Annotated in this window: 14 protein-coding genes; 10 read left to right on the forward strand and 4 right to left on the reverse strand. The window is 61.4% G+C overall.

Annotated elements, in window-relative coordinates; genetic code table 11:
• Positions 1-106 precede the first annotated feature (106 nt).
• From M0D65_RS27760 to M0D65_RS27770, 3 genes are all read left to right on the forward strand, one after another.
• A complete protein-coding gene (locus M0D65_RS27760; protein WP_266255459.1) occupies positions 107-2317 on the forward strand; it encodes a hypothetical protein in 2211 nt (736 codons plus the stop codon).
• Positions 2318-2468: 151 nt separating this feature from the next.
• Entirely contained in the window at positions 2469-3935 is a 1467-nt protein-coding gene (locus M0D65_RS27765) for a flippase (protein ID WP_266255427.1), read from the forward strand.
• Positions 3932-6391: a glycosyltransferase family 4 protein gene (locus tag M0D65_RS27770; RefSeq protein ID WP_266255428.1), complete on the forward strand. Its 2460-nt coding sequence runs from the start codon at positions 3932-3934 to the stop codon at positions 6389-6391. Before M0D65_RS27765 ends, M0D65_RS27770 begins: the two co-directional genes overlap by 4 nt.
• Positions 6392-6526: 135 nt before the next feature.
• Here M0D65_RS27770 and M0D65_RS27775 read toward each other — a convergent pair whose 3' ends face one another.
• A complete protein-coding gene (locus M0D65_RS27775) occupies positions 6527-7738 on the reverse strand; it encodes an acyltransferase (protein WP_266255429.1) in 1212 nt (403 codons plus the stop codon).
• A 266-nt stretch (positions 7739-8004) separates the two neighbouring features.
• Here M0D65_RS27775 and M0D65_RS27780 point away from each other — a divergent pair, with 266 nt between their 5' ends.
• Together M0D65_RS27780 and galU are read left to right on the forward strand one after the other, a co-directional pair.
• Positions 8005-8148, forward strand: coding sequence for a hypothetical protein (locus tag M0D65_RS27780; RefSeq protein WP_170275818.1), 144 nt, complete (start codon positions 8005-8007; stop codon positions 8146-8148).
• A 260-nt stretch (positions 8149-8408) separates the two neighbouring features.
• Entirely contained in the window at positions 8409-9302 is an 894-nt protein-coding gene (galU, locus tag M0D65_RS27785) for a UTP--glucose-1-phosphate uridylyltransferase GalU (RefSeq protein WP_091016897.1), read from the forward strand.
• 118 nt (positions 9303-9420) lie between these two features.
• Here galU and M0D65_RS27790 read toward each other — a convergent pair whose 3' ends face one another.
• The 3 genes from M0D65_RS27790 to M0D65_RS27800 form a co-directional block, all read right to left on the reverse strand.
• Positions 9421-9792 (reverse strand): DUF6697 family protein, encoded by a 372-nt coding sequence (locus M0D65_RS27790; protein ID WP_091016748.1) that lies wholly within the window; start codon positions 9790-9792, stop codon positions 9421-9423.
• A 447-nt stretch (positions 9793-10239) separates the two neighbouring features.
• Positions 10240-10644: a 2-oxoglutarate dehydrogenase gene (locus M0D65_RS27795; protein ID WP_091016900.1), complete on the reverse strand. Its 405-nt coding sequence runs from the start codon at positions 10642-10644 to the stop codon at positions 10240-10242.
• A gap of 50 nt (positions 10645-10694) precedes the next feature.
• Entirely contained in the window at positions 10695-12389 is a 1695-nt protein-coding gene (locus M0D65_RS27800) for a peptidase S10 (protein ID WP_266255430.1), read from the reverse strand.
• 277 nt (positions 12390-12666) lie between these two features.
• Between M0D65_RS27800 and M0D65_RS27805 the strand changes: the two genes are divergently transcribed.
• From M0D65_RS27805 to M0D65_RS27825, 5 genes are all read left to right on the forward strand, one after another.
• Entirely contained in the window at positions 12667-14637 is a 1971-nt protein-coding gene (locus M0D65_RS27805; protein ID WP_266255431.1) for a beta-galactosidase, read from the forward strand.
• A 67-nt stretch (positions 14638-14704) separates the two neighbouring features.
• Positions 14705-16534, forward strand: coding sequence for an RICIN domain-containing protein (locus M0D65_RS27810; RefSeq protein WP_266255432.1), 1830 nt, complete (start codon positions 14705-14707; stop codon positions 16532-16534).
• 406 nt (positions 16535-16940) lie between these two features.
• Positions 16941-18041, forward strand: coding sequence for a 3-phosphoserine/phosphohydroxythreonine transaminase (gene serC / locus M0D65_RS27815; RefSeq protein WP_266255433.1), 1101 nt, complete (start codon positions 16941-16943; stop codon positions 18039-18041).
• A complete protein-coding gene (locus tag M0D65_RS27820) occupies positions 18038-19444 on the forward strand; it encodes a hypothetical protein (protein ID WP_266255434.1) in 1407 nt (468 codons plus the stop codon). Before serC ends, M0D65_RS27820 begins: the two co-directional genes overlap by 4 nt.
• Positions 19441-21858: a tetratricopeptide repeat protein gene (locus M0D65_RS27825; RefSeq protein WP_266255436.1), complete on the forward strand. Its 2418-nt coding sequence runs from the start codon at positions 19441-19443 to the stop codon at positions 21856-21858. The genes M0D65_RS27820 and M0D65_RS27825 overlap by 4 nt, the downstream gene beginning before the upstream one ends.
• Positions 21859-21929 lie beyond the last annotated feature (71 nt).

Consider the following 21929-nt stretch of genomic DNA (forward strand, 5'->3'; position numbering starts at 1 on the left):
GCAGGTCTGCCCGCTTGTGCCCGGCTTGTGCCCGTTTGCTGTTCCCGTCCCGTTCGACCTCGCTACAGGAGATCCCCGTTTGCTGCGTCCCCGGTTTGCCCGGCTCCTGTGTGCGAGCCTTGTCTTTCTCGTCGCATCGGCGGCCTGTGCGGAAACCGCGCTGAACGCGCGAACCTCGTGGATCGGCAACACGTTCGGGTTCGACGACGGCACGTGGACGCAGATCAACATCACGGCGATCGCCGTGGCGCCCGACGGCAAGGTGTACACGAATGCGCCGTGGGACGAGAGCGGTGCCGAAGCGAGCGTCTATCAGGACGGCAAAATGCTCGGCTTCGCGGGCGGCACGCATGGCTGGGGCAACGGCGGCGGCAATGCGGTAGCGATCAACCGGCGCTATGCGTTTGTGGCGATATCGGTGGGCAACGAGAAGGGGCACCTGGTCTCACCGGGAATCTGGCCGGAGAAAGGGCGTCAGTGGTACGGCATTTCGCGGCGCGAGATCGGCGACACCAGACTCAGCGCACCGTTTCAACCGGCCGCGAACCCGCTCGATCTGCGCGCAAAACTCGCTGCCAGTTTTCTGATGATCAACGACGTGCCGACGCCTACACGCGCGGACAGTACGCCGGGCACTGCGAATGACGTCACGCCCGTGAGCAGCGACATCGGCGGCCTCGCTGCAAGCGACACGACGTTGTACGTATCGAACACATCGCGCGACCGCATCGAGGTGTACGACGCGGAATCGATGCTGAAGAAGTCGGCGTGGACGGTTCACGAACCCGGCCATCTCGCGCTGGCCGCGGACGGCTCGTTGTGGGTGCTGACCGATACGGCGACCGGCAAGAGTGCACGCGTCGCGCATTTCAGCGCGAGCGGCGAGCGCCTCGGCGACACGCTGTCATTGCCCACGGACACAGATGCCGCGGACATCGCCGTCGATCCGCGCGGTCGCGTGCTGATCGCGGATAACGGACCGCGTCAGCAGATCCTGTTTTTCAGCAAGGCGGACGGCGCGGGCGGGCGTTATACGCAATCGGGCACGCTCGGCGAACGCGGCGGCATTTTTTCCGGCATCGCGGGCAAGCCGGGACCGCAACGCTTTAACGGCCTGACAGGCGTCGGTGTGGATGCGCGCGGCAATGTGTATGTGTCGACCAACGGCGTCGGCCCGCGCTTCGCATCGATCGGTGCGGGGCTCGGTGCGACGCTCGAAAGCTACGCGCCCGACGGCCAGCGCTTGTGGAAAGTGGAAGGGCTGCTGTTCGTCGACGGCGCGTGGATGGACCCGTCGCGACCGGACAGCGTCTATACGGGCAACAAGCGTTTCGAGCTGGATCTGTCGAAGCCGGCCGGCCAGGACTGGCGTTATGCGGGCTTTCTGTCGAACCGCTTCAAGTATCCGCAGGACCCCGTGTTCGACACCGACCGGCCGGGCCTGCCGATCGCCCGCAAGCTGAAGGGCCACACGTTTCTGTATCTGACCGACATGTATTCGGATCACCTCGTGATCTATCGCTTCGACCCGGCGCACGACGGCGAAGTCGCCGCGCCGTCGGGCCTGATTGCAGGCCGCCCGCGCGGCGTCGCGCAGATCCCGAACGCGCCGGCCGGCGGCGACTGGATGTGGCGGGATGCGAACGGCGACGGCAAGTTCGACAGCAACGAATTCACGCCAAATACCAGTGGTCCGAAACTGGTCGGCGGCTGGGGCTGGTGGGTCGATACGAACGGCGACATCTGGCGCGCGCGCGACAACAAGGGCGTGTTTCGCTTCCGCTTCGGCGGGCTCGATGGGCGCGGTAATCCTGTCTATTCGTACGACAGCATCACCGCCTACCCGGTACCGCAACCGTTCACGGAACTGCGCCGCGCGATCTACGACCCCGCGACCGATTCGCTGTACGTCAGCGGCTATACCGCCGACCTGAAGTTCGATCCCGGCTTCTGGAAGGAAGTCGGTCGCCAGCTGGTGCGCTACGACCACTGGTCGACGGGCAAGCCGGTGCCGCGCTACACGATCACCTTGCCGTGGGACACGAAGGGCAAGCCGATCGTCACCATCATCGGCTTGACGGTGGAAGGGCAGTACGTATTCGCAGTGGAACCGGTCGGCGCGGTGCATGTGTACGAGCGCGACTCGGGCAAGGAAGTCGGCGTGATCCGGCCGGGTCCCGAGGTCGGACGCGCGTCCGGCTGGGTCGATGTGCCGAACGGCATCAGCGCGTACCGCCGCAGCGACGGCGAGTACCTGATCTTCGTCGAAGAGGACGCGCGCGGCAAAGTGATGATGTATCGCTGGAAACCGGCTTAACGCGCATCCGCCTCGTATGCGCTGAGCATGCAGAAAGCATGCAAGCGCCGATTTATTTTCATTTTCCGCACCGCACAACGAGCGTTTTGACGTGCTTTACTCGATGCGATCGCGCACCTGCAAGCGCGCGTGACCGAACCGGAAGGACTCGATGGACAAAGGCATCCTCAAGAACGTAGCGATCAATTTCCTCGGGCTGGTGTTGCCCACGTTCGTCTCGCTCGTCACGGTGCCGGCCTATATCAAGCTGCTCGGCGTCGAGCGCTATGGCGTGATCAGCCTCGTCTGGACGCTGATCGGCTACTTCGGGATTCTCGATCTCGGTATGAGCATGGCCGCGCAGAATCACATCTCGAAGGCGCGCGCGAGCGCGGACACGACCGAAAGCGCACGCGTGTTCTGGAGCGCGACGTGGCTCAACCTCGCGACCGGCGTCCTGGGTGGCCTGACGATCTACTTCGGCGCGTTCATCTACACCGCCTACTTCACGAAGGTCTCGCCCGAGTTGCAGCATGAGGTCTATATGGCGCTGCCGTGGCTCGCGGTCGCGATTCCGATTGCGAACGTGTCGTGGGTCTTTGCGGGGGCGATCAACGGTGCGGAGCGCTTCGGGGTCTACAACACGAACCAGACGCTCGGCACGTTTCTGTTTCAGTTGCTGCCGCTTGCCGCGGCGTGGCTGATTGCGCCGAAGCTGCAATTCGTGCTGGCGGCTGCCGTGTTCGCGCGTCTGGTTGCCGCGCTGCTGATGGGTTATTCCGCATTGCAGGTGCTCGATATCAAACGCATTCTTGCGCCGCAGTTCGGCGTCGCGAAGGGGCTGTTTAGCTTCGGCGGCTGGATGCTGATTGCGAGCGTCACCAACATGATCGCCGAATCGCTCGATCGCGTGATGCTCGGCACGTCGCTCGGCGCGCGTTTCGTCACCTACTACACGGTGCCGCAGAACCTCGTCACGCGTCTGAACATTGTCCCGACCGCGCTGGCGCGAACGTTGTTTCCACGTCTTTCCGCCGTTGGTCGCGATCATGCGGACACGATTACGCGGCAATCGCTCGAATTCCTCAATGGTGTGTTCACACCGATCGCGCTGGTCGCGATCATCGTGCTCGAACCGTTCCTGCATCTGTGGGTAGGTAGCGAGATCGCCAATGCAGCCGGCCCGGTAGGCCGCATTCTGATCATCGGTGTGTGGCTCGTCGGTCAGGCCGGTGTGACGCGCATTCTCGTGCAGTCGCAGGTCAATCCCGCGGTGGCTGCGCGGGTCGGATTGTTCGAGCTGCCGTTCTATGCAGGTGCGTTGTGGATCGGCATCTCGCACTTCGGTTTGACCGGTGCGGCGGTGATCGTGGCCGCCCGCGCGTTGTTCGATTACGGCGTGCTGCTGTGGCTGTCCGCGATCCGTATGCGTCCGATCGTGCTCGACATGCTCGCGCATCTCGCGTTCCTGCTCGGCACGTTGTGGCTGTCGACGTTCCTGTCCGGTATCGGTGCCGCGGCCCTCGCCGTGGTGCTGGTGGTCGGCGCGAACGTGGGCTGGTCGCTCACGATGACGCCTGCTTTGCGCGATCTCGCGCGTTCGCTGCTGGTGCGACTGAACTCGAGGAAAAGCGCATGAACCACGATCTCGTCGAAGAAGCCGCATTGCGTCCTGCCGCACGTAGTGGATTGACCGGACCGGTGCTTACGCCGGCTGTCAGTACCCCTGTAGCCGCCGCACGCACGCCGCAAGGTGCGCACGGCAAAGTGCGTGTCGCGATCGTGCACGACTGGCTCGTGACCTGTGCGGGCGCCGAGCGGGTGCTCGAGCAGATCGTTGCGTGCTTTCCGGATGCCGACCTGTTCAGCCTCGTCGATTTTCTCGACGACCGCACGTTCCTGCGCGGCAAAACGGCCACGACGTCGTTTATCCAGAACCTGCCGTTTGCGCGGACCCGCTATCGCGGCTATCTGCCGTTGATGCCGCTCGCGATCGAGCAGCTCGACGTATCGGCCTACGATGTCGTGATTTCGAGCAGCCACGCCGTTGCCAAAGGCATCCTGACCGGTCCCGACCAGGTGCACATCAGCTACGTGCACTCGCCGATCCGCTACGCATGGGACCTGCAGCATCAGTACCTGCAACAGTCGCAACTGACGCGCGGACCGAAGTCGATGCTGGCGCGCCTCGTCCTGCATTACATCCGCAACTGGGATGTCCGTACGTCGAATTCGGTGGATTCGTTTGTCGCGAACTCGGCGTTTATCGCGCGCCGCATTCACAAGGTGTATCAGCGCGAAGCGGACGTGATCTTTCCGCCCGTCGACGTCGATGCGTTCACGCTGAACGAGCAGAAAGAAGATTTCTATCTGACCGCGTCGCGAATGGTGCCGTATAAAAAGATCGATCTGCTCGTCGAAGCGTTTGCGCAGATGCCCGAGCGTAAGCTTGTCGTGATCGGCGATGGTCCCGACATGCAGAAGATTCGCGCGAAGGCGACGCCGAACATCGAGATCATGGGCTATCAGCCGTTTGCGGTGCTGCACGACCGGATGCGTCGCGCGAAGGCCTTTGTCTTCGCCGCCGAAGAAGACTTCGGTATTTCGGTCGTCGAAGCGCAGGCCTGCGGCACGCCGGTGATCGCCTACGGCAAGGGCGGCGCACTCGAAACGGTCCGCGATCTCACGCACCCGCAGCCAACCGGGTTGTTCTTCGCCGAGCAGAGCGTGGAGTCGATCATCGCGGCAGTCGAAGATTTCGCCGACAATCCACGGCGCTTTATCGCCGCCGATTGTCGCCGTAACGCCGAGCGTTTCTCCGCTACACATTTTCGCGAGCGTTTCTTCGCTCATGTACGCGCTGCCGTGCCCAAGATGCAGGGCGCGGCACTCCCTGCATTCGATGCACCGCCCGCGGACACGCACGTACCGTCGGCGAATACCCCACGCATCCTCGCCGTCGATCAGACCGGTGTGCTGGGTGGGGCCGAGCTGTCGCTGCTCGAAATCATGAAGGCGCTGCGGGCGCGTGCCGAGGTCGTGCTGTTCGACGACGGCCCGTTTCGCACCGCGCTCGACCAGGCCGGCGTTACCGTCAACGTGTTCGAATCGGGTGCGCTGCGCGAGGTACGCAAGCGGGGTGGGTCGGTGCCGAAGTGGGCGGCGTTCAAGGACATCGTCGCACTGGTGCGCGCGGTCGTGAAACAGGCCCGGCGCGCCGACGTGATCTATGCAAACACGCAGCGCGCGATGGTGATCGGCGCGCTCGCCGGCCGCTTTGCCCGCAAGCCGGTTGTCTGGCATCTGCGCGATATCGTCACCAGCGAGCACTTTGGCGGCAAGCAACTCGCGATCATCAAGTGGTGCGCGAAACTCGGGCTCGCCCATGTCATTGCGAATTCCGCTGCGTCGAAGCGCGCGTTCGTCGAACTGACGAACTTCGACAGCAAGCGCGTCGACGTGGTGTTCAACGGCATCTCCGCTGCGCCGTTCGACGCGCTGGCCGATGTCCCGCAAGCGACGTTGCGTGCGCTGCTGAATCTGCCGCAGCAAGGTTTCCTGGTCGGCTCGTTCAGCCGCCTCGCGCACTGGAAAGGCCAGCACGTGCTGCTCGAAGCCGTCGTGCTGAACCCGCATATGCATGCGGTGCTGGTCGGTGCGCCGCTGTTCGGCGAGGACGATTACGAGGCTACGCTGCGTGCGTTCGTCGTCAATCACGGGATCGGCGATCGCGTGCATTTTGTCGGCTTCCAGAACGATATCGCGGCCTGCATGCGAGCCGTCGACGTCGTCGTGCATACGTCGATCACGCCCGAGCCGTTCGGCCGGGTGATCGTCGAAGGGATGCTCGCGCAGCGCCCGGTCGTTGCGGCGCGCGCCGGCGGTGTGGTCGAGATTATCGACGACGGCGTGAACGGTCTGCTGTGTACACCAGGCGATGCGCATGGTCTTGCCGATACGCTCGCCGAACTGCGCGCCAATGAGAGCCTGCGCGAGCAACTGGTCGCGAACGGCAACCGTGTCGCTCGCCAGCGTTTCGGTCCGGGCAACTATGTGGCGTCGGTTGAGCGGATCTTGAAGGCGGTGGCGGGCTGAGGGTCTGCCGCCGCGCGCAAAACTGCGCGGCGAGGTACGCGTTTGCCTTGCGGCGAAATCCGGTACCGCGCAGCGGTACCCGGCGCGTTGCCGGGTTGCCGCGCTGATCGTTGACGTTCGTTGCGTTGCGTGACGTCAGGCCTGCACTGCCGTTTTCGAGGTTTTGCCGGAATTGGCGTTGCGCGGTTTCAGGCTCGCCGACCACTTCATCGCCGGAAGCTCGACCAGCCGGTAAAACCCATACGCAACCGGAATGGCGACCAGCATATAGCCGAACGAAGGCCAGATCGACTGTTGCAGCGCCGAACGAAACAGCAGCGACGACAGCAGCACGAAGATCGGCAGATGCACGACGTACAGCGAAAAACTGAAGTCGCCGAGCCGCGACAGTGCGCGCATCGCGGGGCCGCCGGCGGTACGGCGCGTGTCGAGCGCGCGATACAGGTAGCAGGCGAAACCGAGCGCCCACAACTGGAACGCAACGTACTGCCCGAAATGGAACGCGACACAGCCGAGTGCCGTGAACACCGCCGCCGCACCGTAGAGCAATAGCGACGGCCGTTGCGTAGAAGCAGCCGCGTGCGCTTTCGTATCGGCAATCCACGCGCCGAGCGTCCACGACAGCCAGTACGACGTGAAGAACTGGATGTCATGGCGCTCGAGCCCGAATGCCGACACGACATTGACGAGCGCGACGAGCACCAGCACCGGCGTGATGCCGATACGCCGCCGCAAGGCGAACAACAGTGGATAAATCGCATAGAACTGCACTTCGAGCGACAGTGTCCAGAGCGCGCCGTTCGAACCATAGGTCTTGCCGGCTACGCCTTGCAGCGAGAACAGGTTGACGAGGAACGCCTGCAGGCCGATCTCGCGGATCTTATGGCTGACCGGCGGCAATTGCAGGCTGGCCCAGTCGAGCGCGAGCGTCAGAAGCAGCGCCGCGAACAGTACCGGATAGATGCGCGCAAAGCGGCGCGCCCAGAAATTGGTGGCGTCGAGCCGCCAGGCCGGGTTCTGGGCAAGCCGCAACGCCGCGCCGCGATGAATGCAGTAACCGCTGATCACGAAGAAAATCGGCACGCCGGCCGACCCCCAGGCCACCGGAAACGTCAGATACGCAACGATGTTGCTGAAATCGAGCGACCGGCCCACCGTCTGGTGAAAGCTTTGCATGCCGATCCATTCAACCTGCCGGCAATGGAAATAGGCCACCAGCAGCGCCGCGAAACCGCGCATGGCGTCGATGACGTGATCCTTGCTGGCGCTTTCCGCGCGGGCTCCGCTGGCCGGCAGCGCCTGAAAGGGCAGCGAAGTGCCGGTTGCTTCGAAGGCCGAATCGCTCATGCGCGCTCCTTATCCATACCGCGTGATTTGCTTATATACACAACGCAGACCCGACGCACGACATGTTCTGCAGGCACGGGCTCGCATGGTCTATCGTAGAGCAACGGCAATTCGAAAAATGAATAAAAATTTCTCACGAACTGAAATAACAAGTCGAATTGATGACTCGAATGGATTGAAAAAATTAACTGGCGGGGTCGCTGAATTATTTGTCGATTTTTTCGTGCTAGTTTGAGTCTCGGACTCATTTGACCAGGAGTAAAGCCATGAACATGCACTTGCTCGCGGGGATCGCCGTCCTGCTGGTTCTGGTGGGCGTATCCGCCTACCGGGAAGCGTTGCGCAACGAACCGATCGGACGCTTCCGGATGAATCCGGGCAAGCTCCCGCCGTTCGACGAAAGCGAATAAGCCGCGGCCGTATTTCACGTAATAATTGCGCATTGAGTTTTAGTCAGCCGCTTCATCACGTAACACTTCCCGATCAGATTTCGCGATGTGACAGCATGCGATCGAAAGGCCCGATTCACGATCGATCGCATGAATTCATTACGGAAAACGAATATTTTTCCGCTAACCTTTTTGAGGACAGTTTCCGGACCGCGTGGCGTTCAGTGTCGTCCACGCTAACGGACCGCAAAGATTGATTAACCGATGTGGGAATGCAGACCATGCTGAAAGTCACTAAAGCCGTGTTTCCCGTGGCGGGCCTCGGAACACGCTTCCTGCCGGCCACCAAGGCCAGTCCGAAAGAAATGCTGCCCATCGTCGACAAGCCGCTGATCCAGTACGCGGTAGAAGAGGCCATTGCGGCCGGCATCACCGAGATGATCTTCGTGACCGGGCGCAGCAAGCGCGCGATCGAAGATCACTTCGACAAGTCGTATGAAATCGAGGCCGAGCTCGAGGCACGCGGCAAGGACCAGTTGCTCGAACTCGTTCGTAGCATCAAGCCGGCCAACGTCGATTGTTTTTATGTGCGACAGGCCACCGCGCTCGGTCTTGGACACGCGGTGCTGTGCGCCGAAAAACTGGTCGGCGAGAGCCCGTTCGCCGTGATTCTCGCGGACGATCTGTTGCACAGCACGAAGCCGGTCATGAAGCAGCTCGTCGACGTGTTCAACCATTATCACAGCTCGGTGGTAGGCGTCGAAACGATCGCCCGCGAAGACAGCCGCTCGTATGGCGTGGTGGACGGCCGCGAGTGGGAAGAGGATGTGATCAAGCTCTCGGGCATCGTCGAGAAGCCCGCGCCGGAAAAGGCGCCGTCCAATCTCGGCGTAGTGGGCCGCTATGTGTTGATGCCGACCATCTTCAAGCACATTCGCGCGTTGAAGCCCGGTGCAGGCGGTGAACTGCAACTCACCGATGCATTGCAGTCGTTGCTTGCCGAAGAGCAGGTGCTGGCATATCGCTACTTCGGCACGCGCTTCGATTGCGGCAGCAAGCTAGGCTATCTGAAGGCGACTGTCGAATTCGCGTTGCGGCATCCCGAGGTGCGGGCGGAATTCGAGGAGTATCTGCAGAACTATCTGCCGGTGCAGTTGACGGCGGCCGCTGCGTAATACCGCCACGGGTTGTGCATGAGTTGTGTATGAATACGCCGCCGTTTTCGGCCACGCTATGCGGACGCATAGCCGGTCTGGAAACGGCGGCGCTTCATTCCAGCACGCCTCGCGCAAGCTAGCAGCGGTTCATCTTGATCACGCGCGAGATCTGGGCAGCTGTGAAACTGCTCCTGTGAGCATACGGCGCGCAGTCGAGCGGCGCCGTCAAAGATTCGCTTACGGCGAACTGACCCACGTAGCGAAACGAATCGGTCTCGATCTTGATGAACACCGGGATCTCGCCGGCCTGTCTTGCGAGCGTTCTGCCGGCGGCACGGGCCGCGGCACCGCCGTCGCAGAGGATGACCTCAGGTGCGTGTGGGTTCAGGTCGGGCCGCAGGCACGCGGCGACTACCTTGCCATTCTTCGTCGGAAGAAAAGCTTGCTTGCTGCCGCCGCAGACGGTGTGGATGTACTCGCGGCTATAGTTTTTGTTCATTTCAAACATGAGAGACCTCGGTGTGATGCGTAGCGCAGGGTTGCTACGTAGAAAGCATTGACCTGGCAGCGCTAAATACAGCGCGATGCCGCATTCGATGCGCGCGCACTCATCCCGCCGCGCTGCGAGTCTCACTCGCAAGGCACGATCATCCAGACGCGGGACAACCCCGCGTTCAGCTGGCGCTAGATAGAGAACCTGGAAAGGCTACTGCGGCGCGCACCGTCTGCCTGCTGGCAAGACGGCGGCTAGAAGAAAGGGCACGCGGACGTCCTGCCGGTCAGGCAGTGAGATGGTTCGACGATCGACGACATCGGTTATTCATGGGACCCGTTCGCGGTTTGATGTTGCCGATATTGTAGATATCTGTATCTCGGCGGCAAGTAAAAAGGTGGTAAACGGCGATCCGGGGGCGGCCGGATCGCTGTTGTCGCGCTGTTATCGCGTTGTTATCGCTTAACGCTGTTGCTGCTGCAGATACTGCCTGACATCGCTCATCGACACGCGCCCGGTATGGGCACTATCGATCTCTTCGAAGTGTTTAGCGACATAGCCGAGACCGCTGCTTTGCGCCTGTGCCTTCGTAACAGAAGCGCCATTGCTAAGCGCCGTGTTGGCGCCGAGTCGTGCTTCGACGCGCTGCTGCGCCTGCTGTTGCAAGGTCGCGCCGGTGGACGGCGTCACGGCCGCCACACGGTTCTGCGGAAAGAACGGACCGTCGACACCATGACTGCCATGCGGCAACGTCACGGGCGCGACCGCTTGCGGCGGCAACGCGTGAGCGCTACTCATGACAGCACCGAGGACAATCAACGGAGACATACGTCGCAGCAAATTGATAAGAGACATGATCACTCGCATTAGATGGGTGAACAGCAGGTTGCTGTTAAAAACGCGCACTGCTGCAGCGCTCAGGGCGCGGCCGCCTGCGTCACAGTGCTGGGCGTACTAACGGTCGGTGAACTCGCCGGGCTTTCGTCACGCCACGGCTGCGGCAGCGTCGTCAGCGTGAGGGCACCCGGAATCTGCTTCGCCGCGTAGAACAGCTTGAGGTGCGCTTTCACCTGCGGCCGTGCCACGTCGTCGAGATAGATCATGTGACCGCCCTGGACGAAATTCACCTGCAGGTTCGGATTCAGGTGAGGCACCGTCTGGAGTCGTGCCAGTTGCTTCTCGGTATTGAAGAACGGCGTGGCCAGATCGTGATAGCCGTTTTCCGACAGGATCTCGAGCCGCGGGTTGAGCGTCAGTGCACCGAGCAGATCGGGGATCGTGTCCGGATAAGACTGGCCACCATGCGAGAAGTCCCAGGTCATGCCGTCGTTCAACGGCACGTAGGTCGAGTTCGGCGCCGTGTAGCCGAGATATTGCGGCATCTGTGTTGCAAGCGCGTTCGTGAACGGTTGCGAGATCAGGATGTCCGACGGATCGTTGTCGCTCTGCAGCCGCGGGTCGGAGTCCGGCAACGTCACGCGTCCGTCATAACGGCCGATCTGCCCGTTGCTGACCAGAGTGTCCGAGAACCAGTTCTGACTGAAGTAGCTCTGCAATGCCTGCACGCTCATGCCCGATGTTTGCGACCACGACTGCAGCGTGCGCAAAGGCGGTGTGCCGTTGTTCAGATGACGATACTGAGCGGTCGAAAACTGCTCCATCTGCTGTGCATAGGCGCTCAGGCTAACCGGTGCCGGCGAAACCTGGTTGTAGTAGGCCGATACTTCCGCGTAGCTCGGCAGGTCGTCGGCGACATCGTCGGTTGACCCATAGTTCAGGATCGAAGACTGCAACACGATCCCCGTCAGATGGACACCGGCGGACTCGAGCGACAGCGCGAGCATGTCGGTGCGCGGCGTGCCATACGACTCCCCGTACAGATACAGCGGCGACTTGCTGCGATTGTTGACGGCGATATAGCGCTCGACGAAATCGCGTATCACCTTGACGTCCGGATCGCAGCCCCAGAAGACCTGGTTCGTGTTCGGCAAAACGGCTTCGGAGAGCCCGGTTCCCGGCGGATCGATATACACCAGGTCCGACACGTCGAGCATGCTTTCCTTGTTGTCGACGAGCGGATAGTTCGGCCAGTTGTTGCCGAACAGCGGGTCGGGCGTGGCGACGCGCGTCGGCGCAAACGAACCGAGACGCAGCCAGATCGACGACGAACCCGGGCCGCCGTTATAGATGAACGTCACCGGGCGCGGCGCACCGTTCGTGCTCGGCGCGGTGTAGGCGACGTAGGACATCGACGCTTCCGGGTTGCCTTGCGCGTCCGCGGCGGTCAGGTGACCGGTGGTGGTCGTGTAGTCGATCGTCGTACTGCCGGATTTCCACTGGTGCTGCATCACGGCGGCCTTTTCGGTGACCTGTGACGCGGCCAGACCATCGGTGGCGTTCATCGAATAGGCGATCGTATCGACGTAAGGCTGATTGCTTGCTGCGGGGTTTGCCTGGTTGTTTGAGGTTTGCTTCAGATTCGCGGCACTACTCGAGGACGAACCACCATCACTGCCGCCGCATCCCGCCAGCGCCAGCATTCCGATCGTCACGATACTGAGTGCAGCTAGCCGGCCCTGCTTGCTACCGTTACAGCTCCTGTCTGGCTTCATCTCTATCCCTGTTGAATGAGTTTGGATACCGCTTTACGAAGGTCGCTTGCGCGCTGGTTCGCTATATAGAGTCGTTCGGGAAACATGGAAGGACCAGTGGCTTTGAGTATTGTTGAAGCTTGCGACATGGCGTGATGATGCCAAAGCATCCAGTATCTGGAATCGTCATCAAAAGTTTGCACACCTCTCTATCCGCTGTGTATCGTCGCCCGGCAGTCCACAGTGATGGGCTTAAAAAAACCGGTTACGCAAAGTCGAACTTGCTGGAGGAGGCGAAATGGATAGAAGAAGATTTGTCTCGTTGGCCGCGCTGGTGCCGTTCATATCGGCATACGGTAGCGAGAACGATAGCGGCACCCTGAATTCCACGAACACCGCTAAAAACGTTTCCGCCGAATCTGTCAGTCCACGTGTGAAAGCACGCCATACCTTCTCGTTTAGCCCGGACGGCAGTCAGTTTCTGCTGGATGGGCGCGCGCTGCAGATTCGCAGCGGCGAAATGCATCCTGCACGCATCCCGGTCGAATACTGGCGGCATCGGATCAGGATGGCGAAGGCGATGGGCATGAACACCGTCGCGTTTTACATCATGTGGAACTACCACGAGACGACGCCAGGTCACTTCGATTTCGAAACGGAAAATCGCAACATCGAAGCATTCATCAAGCTTTGTCAGGATGAGGATATGTGGGTGCTGCTGCGTCCCGGTCCGTATATCTGCGGCGAATGGGACCTGGGTGGTATTCCGTCTTATCTGCTGCGCCATCGTGACATCAAGCTAAGGACAAATTCGGCTAGCGATCCGCATTACATGGCCGCGGTTACGCGTTATATCAACGAACTGATACCGCGCATCAATCCCTTGCTCGTCGCCAACGGCGGACCGATCCTGATGATCCAGATCGAGAATGAGTTTGGCTCCTATGCGAACGACCCGACCTATATGGAGGAGGTTCGCCAGCTCTGGGTTCAAGGCGGGATACAGGGGCCGTTTTATACGGAAGACGGTTTCACGGAGCTCGAGCAGAATCATTCGAACGTGACAGGTGGCGCGATCGGGTTGAGCGGCGGAACGGCCACGGATATCGCGGCGTCGCGGCATGCCTATCCGGGCGTGCCGGCGATGGCGGGCGAAGTCTATCCAGGCTGGCTCACGCATTGGGGCGACCCGTTCCTGCAAGGCACCGCCACCGACATCACTGCAACGCTCACCACGCTGATGCAGCAAAAGCTGTCGTTCAATCTGTACGTCATTCATGGCGGTACGAGTTTCGGCTTCTTCTCGGGCGCCAATACCGATGTCAATACCGGCGAGTATCAGCCCGATATCACGAGCTACGATTACGCGGCTCCGATTAGCGAACAAGGTGTTGCGACCGCGCACTACACGAGGTACCGGAATCTCATCGCTGGCTATCTGCCATCCTCGCTTCCTGCGGTGCCGCGACCGATTGCCACGATCACGCGCAACCGGTCCGAGGCACTCGCGCCCGTTCCCTATGCTTCTATCTGGGACAACCTGCCTGCTGCACTGCCTGCTTCCCAAACGGTCAACCCGCAGCCGTTCGAGATGTACGGCCAGGCGTTCGGGTTCATTCTGTACCGCAAGCAGTTGCCACGTTACGACGGTGGGGCGCTTACCGTCACAGACGTTCACGATTACGCGACGGTGTGCATCGGCGATCAGTACATGGGCGGCATTTCGCGGGCGGCGATACCGGCCGCCTACGCGCAGCGTCTGCACGTCACGCACCATGCGCCGTTGCCGCTATCAACCGCAGTGACGTCGCCTTCTCCTGTACTCGAAATCCTGGTGGAGGGCATGGGGCGGGTCAACTTCGGTCATGCGATCGTCGATCGCAAAGGCATTCTCGAATCGGTCGCGCTGCAGGATCAGAGCGGCCAGAGCAGCGTGCTGACCGGATGGGAGGTCCACCTGTTGCCGATGGATGACGCATTCATAGCGAATCTTCGTCCTGGGACCACGAATGCCAGAAAAGGCGGCCTGTTCTTCAAGGTGGAGTTTCAACTGAACGAGGTTGGCGATACTTATGTCGATATGAGTCGCTGGACCAAGGGCATGGTATGGGTGAATGGCCGGAATCTCGGCCGCTACTGGCACATCGGTCCGCAGACCAGACTCTATTGCCCGGCACCGTGGCTCAGGCCGGGCTACAACGAAATCATCGTGTTCGATCTCCATCAGCTGGATGCGCAGCCGATCGAATTCGCGGCAACGCTTGCCTGACGGTAGCGCGCCAACGCATCGGCCATGTCTACCGATGTACGTCGATTCTATGGAAACGAGGGGAATCATGAAGCGATCTGGAAGCCGTATTTCGCTGACCGCACTGGGAGCGATCCTGCTCGGGCTGCTGCAGGCCGCGCCCGCGCAGGCCGTCACGTTCCATGCGTCGGCGCCGGTACCGATGAGCATCTACTCGGATAGCCCCAACTCGCTCTTCATCGATAGGGATGGCACGTTCTTCCTCGAAAACGCCTACTCGCAGTACGACGATGTCCCTGCCGATCACGTGTGGGATTTCTATAGCGGCGCAAATGCCGACTCCGTTTCGCTGTCGCAGGCTCACTCCCAGTACGATACACGCGTGCTTTGCAACGACGGTAACCCGGTAGCAATCGAGTTGTTCGGAAAACCGGTCAAATCGCAAACCTCCTATACGCAGGCCGACTACTGCGACATGATCGGCGTCTGGGTCGATCCCGATACAGGGGACTGGTATGGCATCGTGCATAACGAGTTGTTCGGCACGAATCCGCGGGTCGACGCGATTTCCTACGCTATCTCGAGAGACCGTGGGGCGAGCTGGACCCTGCAGTCTCCGATCGTGACCTCGCCGTACGGCAAAGGCGACCCTCATACGCCTTACTACTACTATGGCGACGGCGACCCCCGGCTGTTCGTCGACTACGCATCGGGATATTTCTATATCTTCTATACGAGTCGAATACTCGGTCAGAACGGCGCTCCGTCTGGCTTTGACAACTACATGTGGGCACATGTCGCAAGAGCGCCGATTAGCCGCAAGATGACGTCTTCGTCGTGGCAGAAGTTCTACAACGGGAAATGGCAACAGGTACTGGGAACGAACTGGACTTGCGACGCATCGAGCGCGGCTACGACTCCCTGCGCGCGCGCCCCTGTGTCGAGCTCGCTCGAATCGAATATTCAGGGCCCGTCTGTCGATCTCACTGCTCAGGGCGGTCCCGCGGCCGACGCCACCGGAAGCGAGACTTTTGTCACCCCCACGGGCAACACAGGCAGTTTGCTTGACGCGGGCTACACCAACGCAACGCTGCGGGTTATGAGCATTTCATGGAACGTCTATCTGCAGAAGTACATCGCGGTAGCCGAGGACAGAACGATCTCAAAGCCCGGAACCCCCAGTTTCGATTACGGCCTGCCTGCCACGACGCTAAAACTCTATACGTCGAGTGATCTTGCTACCCAGCAATGGACTTATGCCGGTAGTGTCCCGTACAGTTCGGCCTCCTGGTACAGATGGTTCGTGGACACCGCAACGAAAACGTCATCCAGCCCGCTCGGCCAGACCTTCCGTACCTATTGCGCGTTCAGTTGCTCGCAGTCCGACGGCGAATATATCGACATCACCGCACACCTCGATCCGTCGACCGATCCCGTACCGGTCTACTACGCGGATGCCGCTGGTCACTCGATTACCGCTGACTCGCCCAACGGCGAATACTTCATTGCACATCCGGGCAATCCACTGGCTAATGTGCCGGCACTCGCATCTGGCGCGTGGGGGTTCAAAGCGACGGGCGATGGATTCTTCACGATCTCGATCGACGGTGCTTACCTTGGCGTGGACAATAGCGACGCGGGTCGAGCCTGGGGCGCACCGGTCAAACTCTCGCCGGCCGGTTCGTCGGTGCAGCAGCAGTGGTATTTCCAGAAAGTCGTCACCGGCGATGCCTTCGCGTATCGCATCGTCAACCGGTTTAGCGGGCTTGCGCTCAGCTTCCCCGGCAGTGCGCTGACAAGCAGTCTGTCCGGCGTTGTGACAGCACCGATCAGGAGTTGGGATAACAGCAGACCTCGCTCGATAGCGGTGTGGGGATCGTTCGATCAAAGCATCGTTCTTCAGCGAAGTGGAGGGTAGGGTCTTGCTAAGGGCGTGACGGGGCGGGTGCTTTGTGCGCCTGTCGCAGCGTTGCGACTGGGCACCCGACACGGCAACCAGCATCTCCGTAGCTGTCAGTTAGCAAAATTCCCCGCTGCTGACGGAAGTAATTTGAAAGCTGTTCTGGCGTAATCCGCAAGTATCGAGGATCGCTCGCGACCTGCGCCTATATGTCGAGCAACCACGTGGCCGGACAAAAGCCGCGATCTGCGCCTTCGCTCTACGCAATCCCGCCTATATCGCCGAATTGACGGCGCTTCACCCCCTTCATCGATTGTTTGCATGACGAAACGCGTTGCTAGTCTGGACCGGCAGTGCGGTTCGTCGTGCGTCCACGCGCGGCCTTGCTTGCATCGAGCTAACGAATTTATTCCGGTCCCCGACGATGACCAATGCCCTTAATTTCTCCGGCGGTCCCGGCGTATTGCCGGAATCGGTTTTACGGCAAACCCGCGAGGCAATTGTGGCGTTGCCGGAAACCGGGCTCTCCGTGCTCGGCATGAGCCATCGGTCGGCGTGGTTTCGCGCGATCCTCGATGAAGCGGAGCAGAACCTGCGTACGCTGCTCGCGCTGTCCGACGACTACGCGGTGACGTTCCTGCAAGGCGGCAGCAGCCTGCAGTTCGCGATGATCCCGATGAACTTCGCGCCCGGCGCCATGGGCAATGCCGGTGCGCCCGAATACATCGCGTCGGGTTACTGGAGCGGGCGGGCCGCAGAAGAAGCGACACGTGTTGGGGCCGCAAAGATTGCGTGGGATGGCCGCAGTAGTGGCTATTGCCGCTTGCCTGATCTCGACGCTTTGAACGTCGCAGCATCGGCGGCGTATCTGCACTACGTGACGAACGAGACGGTAGAAGGTCTGCAGTTTCCCGCGCGAGAACATACGTTGCCGGTACCGCTGATCGCCGACATGTCGTCGGATTTTCTGTCGAAACCGGTGCGCACCGAGTGCTACTCGATGATCTACGCCCATGCGCAGAAAAATCTCGGACCGGCCGGCGTCACGGTTGCCGCGATTCATCGCGAGATGCTCGAACGCATTCCCGACGGACTCCCTGCAATCCTCGATTACCGCACGCATATCGCCCACGGTTCGAACTACAACACGCCACCGGTGTTCGCGATCTATGTGTTGGCGCTGGTGACGCGCTGGTTGCGTACGGAGATCGGCGGACTCGAGGCGATGCAGCGCATCAACGCGCGCAAGGCCGTGCGGCTCTACGACACGCTGCACGCGCTCGGCGACGCAGTCATGATCCATGCGCAGCCGCCGTGGCGCTCGCAGATGAACGTTGCATTTACGTTCGGCGATAGCCGGCTCGATGGCGCGTTTCTGGAAGCGGCGAGCGAGCGGCAGATTGTCGGACTGGAAGGACATCGCTCGATCGGCGGCTTGCGCGCGTCGCTGTACAACGCGGTGACGGAAGCTGCAGTCGACATGCTGTGCGACACGCTAACCGAATTCTCGCTGCAGCACGTATGAGCACACTCCACACCGCGTGCGACGATGCCGTTGCCGTCGCAGGGGCGCCAGACTCGCCGACCGCCGTGACCGCTCTCGCTCGACAACTCGACGACGATCCGCTCAATCTCGCGTTGCATGCCGCGCTGGCGCAAGCGTTGCAAGCGGCGGGCGACGACACCGGTTTTCTCGCACACCGCATCGCTCTCGCCACCTTCGATACGATCGCTGCCGGCGAGCCCAGCCTTGCCGCCATTCCGCTCTACAACCTCGCCACGGTCTACTACATGAAGGGCGAGCACGACGCGGCGAAGCACTGGTATGGCCACGCGCTGAAGGTGCACCCCGATCTCGCGATCGCCCACCAGAATCTCGCCGCGATTTTCGAAGCGCAAGGGCAGGCTGCGGATGCCCAGCAACACCGCTCGCGTGCATACAGCCTGCAGCGCGTGTTTATCGAGCCGGCACAGAATGCGCGGCGGCATCTGCTGATCCTGTGTTCGGGGCACGCGTGCGGCAATGTGCCGTTCGAAACCTTGCTGCCGCCCGATACCACCTACCGCATCAAGTACGCGATCGACTACGCGCACGACACAGAAGACGCGCAACTACCGCCGTTCGATCTCGTGTTCAACGCAATCGGCGAGCCTGACGTCGCGCAGCCGCTCACCGCACGGTTGCAGCGTTTTGCGCAGCGCTGCGGGCAGGCGATGCTGAACCGGCCAGACAGGGTTGCCCGTACGCAGCGTCACCGGATGGCGTTGTTGCTGGCCGGCATCGACAACGTCGTGACCGCGCCGTGCATTCGCGTCGAAGCGCGGCCCGCTTCATACCGCACGCTGGCCGAGCGGCTCGAGGTTGCGGGCATCGGTTTTCCGCTATTGATGCGTCCGCTTGCTACGCACGGCGGCGACGGACTCGTGCTGCATGAATCGTTCGACACACTATGGAGCGCGCTCAAGGCGCTCTCCGCACCGTGCTATCTGACGAAATTCATCGACTTTCGCAGCGCGGACGGCCATTACCGAAAGTACCGGACGGTGTTCGTCGATCGCGAGCCGTTTCCCTATCACCTCGCGATCTCGTCGCACTGGATGGTGCATTATTTTTCCGCGGATATGACGGTGAACCGCTCGAAGATCGACGAGGAACGACGCTTTCTTGAAGACCCGCGAACGGCGCTTGGTGAACGCGCGGCGAAGGCAATCGCGGCGATCGGGCGCCGGCTCGATCTGGACTATGGCGGCATCGACTTTACGTTGCTGCCCGATGGACGGGTTTTCGTCTTCGAAGCAAACGCGACGATGCTGATTCATCGCGAGGCGGCCGATGGTCCGCTTGCGCACAAGAATGCCTTCGTGCAACCGATCGTCGATGCTTTTGAACGGCTGCAGGCGTCGCGCATGGGTACACCCGCTGCATGAGTAACTGGCCGGCCGCTGCTGCGAATCCGGATGCACGCGCAACGGAAGAGGGCATCGCCGCTTTACTCGCACAGGCGAAAACCCATCACCTGTCCGGCGATCTGACTACGGCACGTAGACTCTACGAAGCCGTGCTCACCGAGCGACCTGCGCATGCAGACGCGAGCTTCAGACTGGGTATCCTCGACCTGCAATGCGGCGACGCCGGGCGCGCGCTTATATCGGTCGAGCGCGCGCTTGCCTGCGAGCCGCATCAGACACGCTACCGCTTCGGTCGCGCTCAGGTACTCGTCGCATTGCAGCGTTTCGACGACGCAATCGACGTCTGCCGCGATCTGCTCATCGGACAACCGGCATCCGTCGATATACTTTTCGTCCTGGCCCATACTCTGCAGGCAAAAGGCGACATGCGCGCAGCCGTCGATACGTGGCTTCGCGTTCTCGATCTCGACCCTGCATGCATCGAGGCGCTGAATCAGCTTGGCAATGCATATCGGCATCTTGGTGACCTGAGCGCAGCGGAACAGTCATATCGTCGCGCGCTGGCCGTGCAACCCGCTAACGCGGACGCGCTGACCAACCTGGGTAGTGTGCTGCGCGTATCCGGGCGCCTCGACGAAGCGACCATGTGGCTCCGAAAGGCAGTACAAAGCGACCCACGCAATGCAGCGGCACATGTGAATCTTGGCGTGGCGCTATGCGAACGGCGCGAGTATGCGCAGGCGTTGGCATTGCTGGAACGCGCAGTCGAACTCGATCCCACTTCGGCGGAGGCCGCGTATAACCTCGGCAATGCCGCCCACGCAACCGGTCGTCCGCGCGATGCAATCGTCCAGTACCGTCGCGCAATCGAGCTGAAATCCGATCACGCGGACGCGCACAACAACCTCGGCAACGCGCACCGTTCGCTCGGCGAATTCGCGGCTGCGGCCGACGCATTCGCCGGTGCGTTGCGGCTGCGTCCCGACAGCATTGCTGCCTGCAACAACCTGGGCAACCTGTATCGCACACTCGGTCGAACCGACGACGCAAAAACATACCTGCGCCGCGCGCTAGCGATCGATCCGACGCATTCAGTCAGTCACAACAATCTCGGCAACGTGCTGAAGGACGGCGGCGCGCTCGACGATGCGATCGCCAGTTACCGGCGTGCGCTCGATTGCGATGCGGACAATGTGATCGCGCACAGCAACCTGCTGTATGCGCTGACGTTCCGCTGCGACGACGCGCAGACGGTGCGCGACGAATCGCGTCGCTGGTCGGCGCGGCACGAAGACCCTTTGCGAACCACGCTGAAACCGCATGGCAACGATCGTGCGCCCAACCGGCGACTGCGCATCGGCTATGTCTCCGCCGATTTCCGCGACCATTGCCAGGCGCTGTTCACAATTCCGTTGCTCGCGCATCACGATCACGACGCGTTCGAGATCGTCTGCTATTCGAGCGTCGAGCGGCCGGACGCGGTCACGGCGCGCATCGCCGCTTATGCCGACGTCTGGCGCGACGTACGCACGCTCGACGACGAACAGCTCGCGCAGACGATCCGCGCCGACGGCATCGACATCCTGATCGATCTGACGATGCATATGGCCGACGGGCGCCCGTTGCTGTTTGTGCGCAAACCAGCGCCGGTGCAGGTGGCGTGGCTCGCCTATCCGGGCACGACCGGCATCGACGCGATCGATTACAGACTGACCGATGCGCATCTCGATCCGTCCTGGCACGATAGCCACTACAGCGAGCAATCGGTCCGCGCGCTGGAGTCGTTCTGGTGCTACGACCCGCTGACCGACACGCCCGCGGTCAACGCGTTGCCCGCATCGAAGCGCGTGACTAACGGTGCGGTGACATTGGGTTGTTTGAACAACCCATGCAAGCTGACCGATCGCACGCTGGCGATGTGGGCCGGTGTCATGCAAGCGTTGCCGTACGCGCGACTGGTGCTGATGTCGGCGGCAGGCGAGGGCCGCGAACGGCTCGTCGAACGTGCCGACGCGCAGGGCATCGACACTGCGCGCGTGAGTTTCGTACCGTTCCGACCGCGCGCAGCGTATCTGGCCACGTATCACGACATCGATCTCGGTCTCGACACGTTTCCCTACAACGGCCACACAACCAGTCTCGATTCGCTATGGATGGGCGTGCCGGTCGTCACGCGGGTTGGACAGACAGCGGTCGGTCGCGGCGGCCTGAGCCAGCTCGCGAATCTCGGCCTGTCCGAACTTGCGGCGTATACCGACGAAGAATTCGTGCGAATCGCCGTCGAACTGGCGCGCGATCTGCCGCGGCTGTCGGCGCTGCGCAGCGGTTTGCGTACGCGCCTTGAAGCATCGCCGCTGATGGACGGTAGCCGCTTCGCGTACCAGGTAGAGCGCGCCTACCGGCAGATGTGGCGGACGTGGGCAGTTCATTGACGACGCCGCGCACGACGTTGATGATCGACCCGACGGTATTTGCTAGACTGGCTCACCGCAAACGTTGCGCG

It is taken from the genome of Paraburkholderia sp. CHISQ3 (genome assembly GCF_030464945.1).
Taxonomy (GTDB): domain Bacteria; phylum Pseudomonadota; class Gammaproteobacteria; order Burkholderiales; family Burkholderiaceae; genus Paraburkholderia; species Paraburkholderia megapolitana.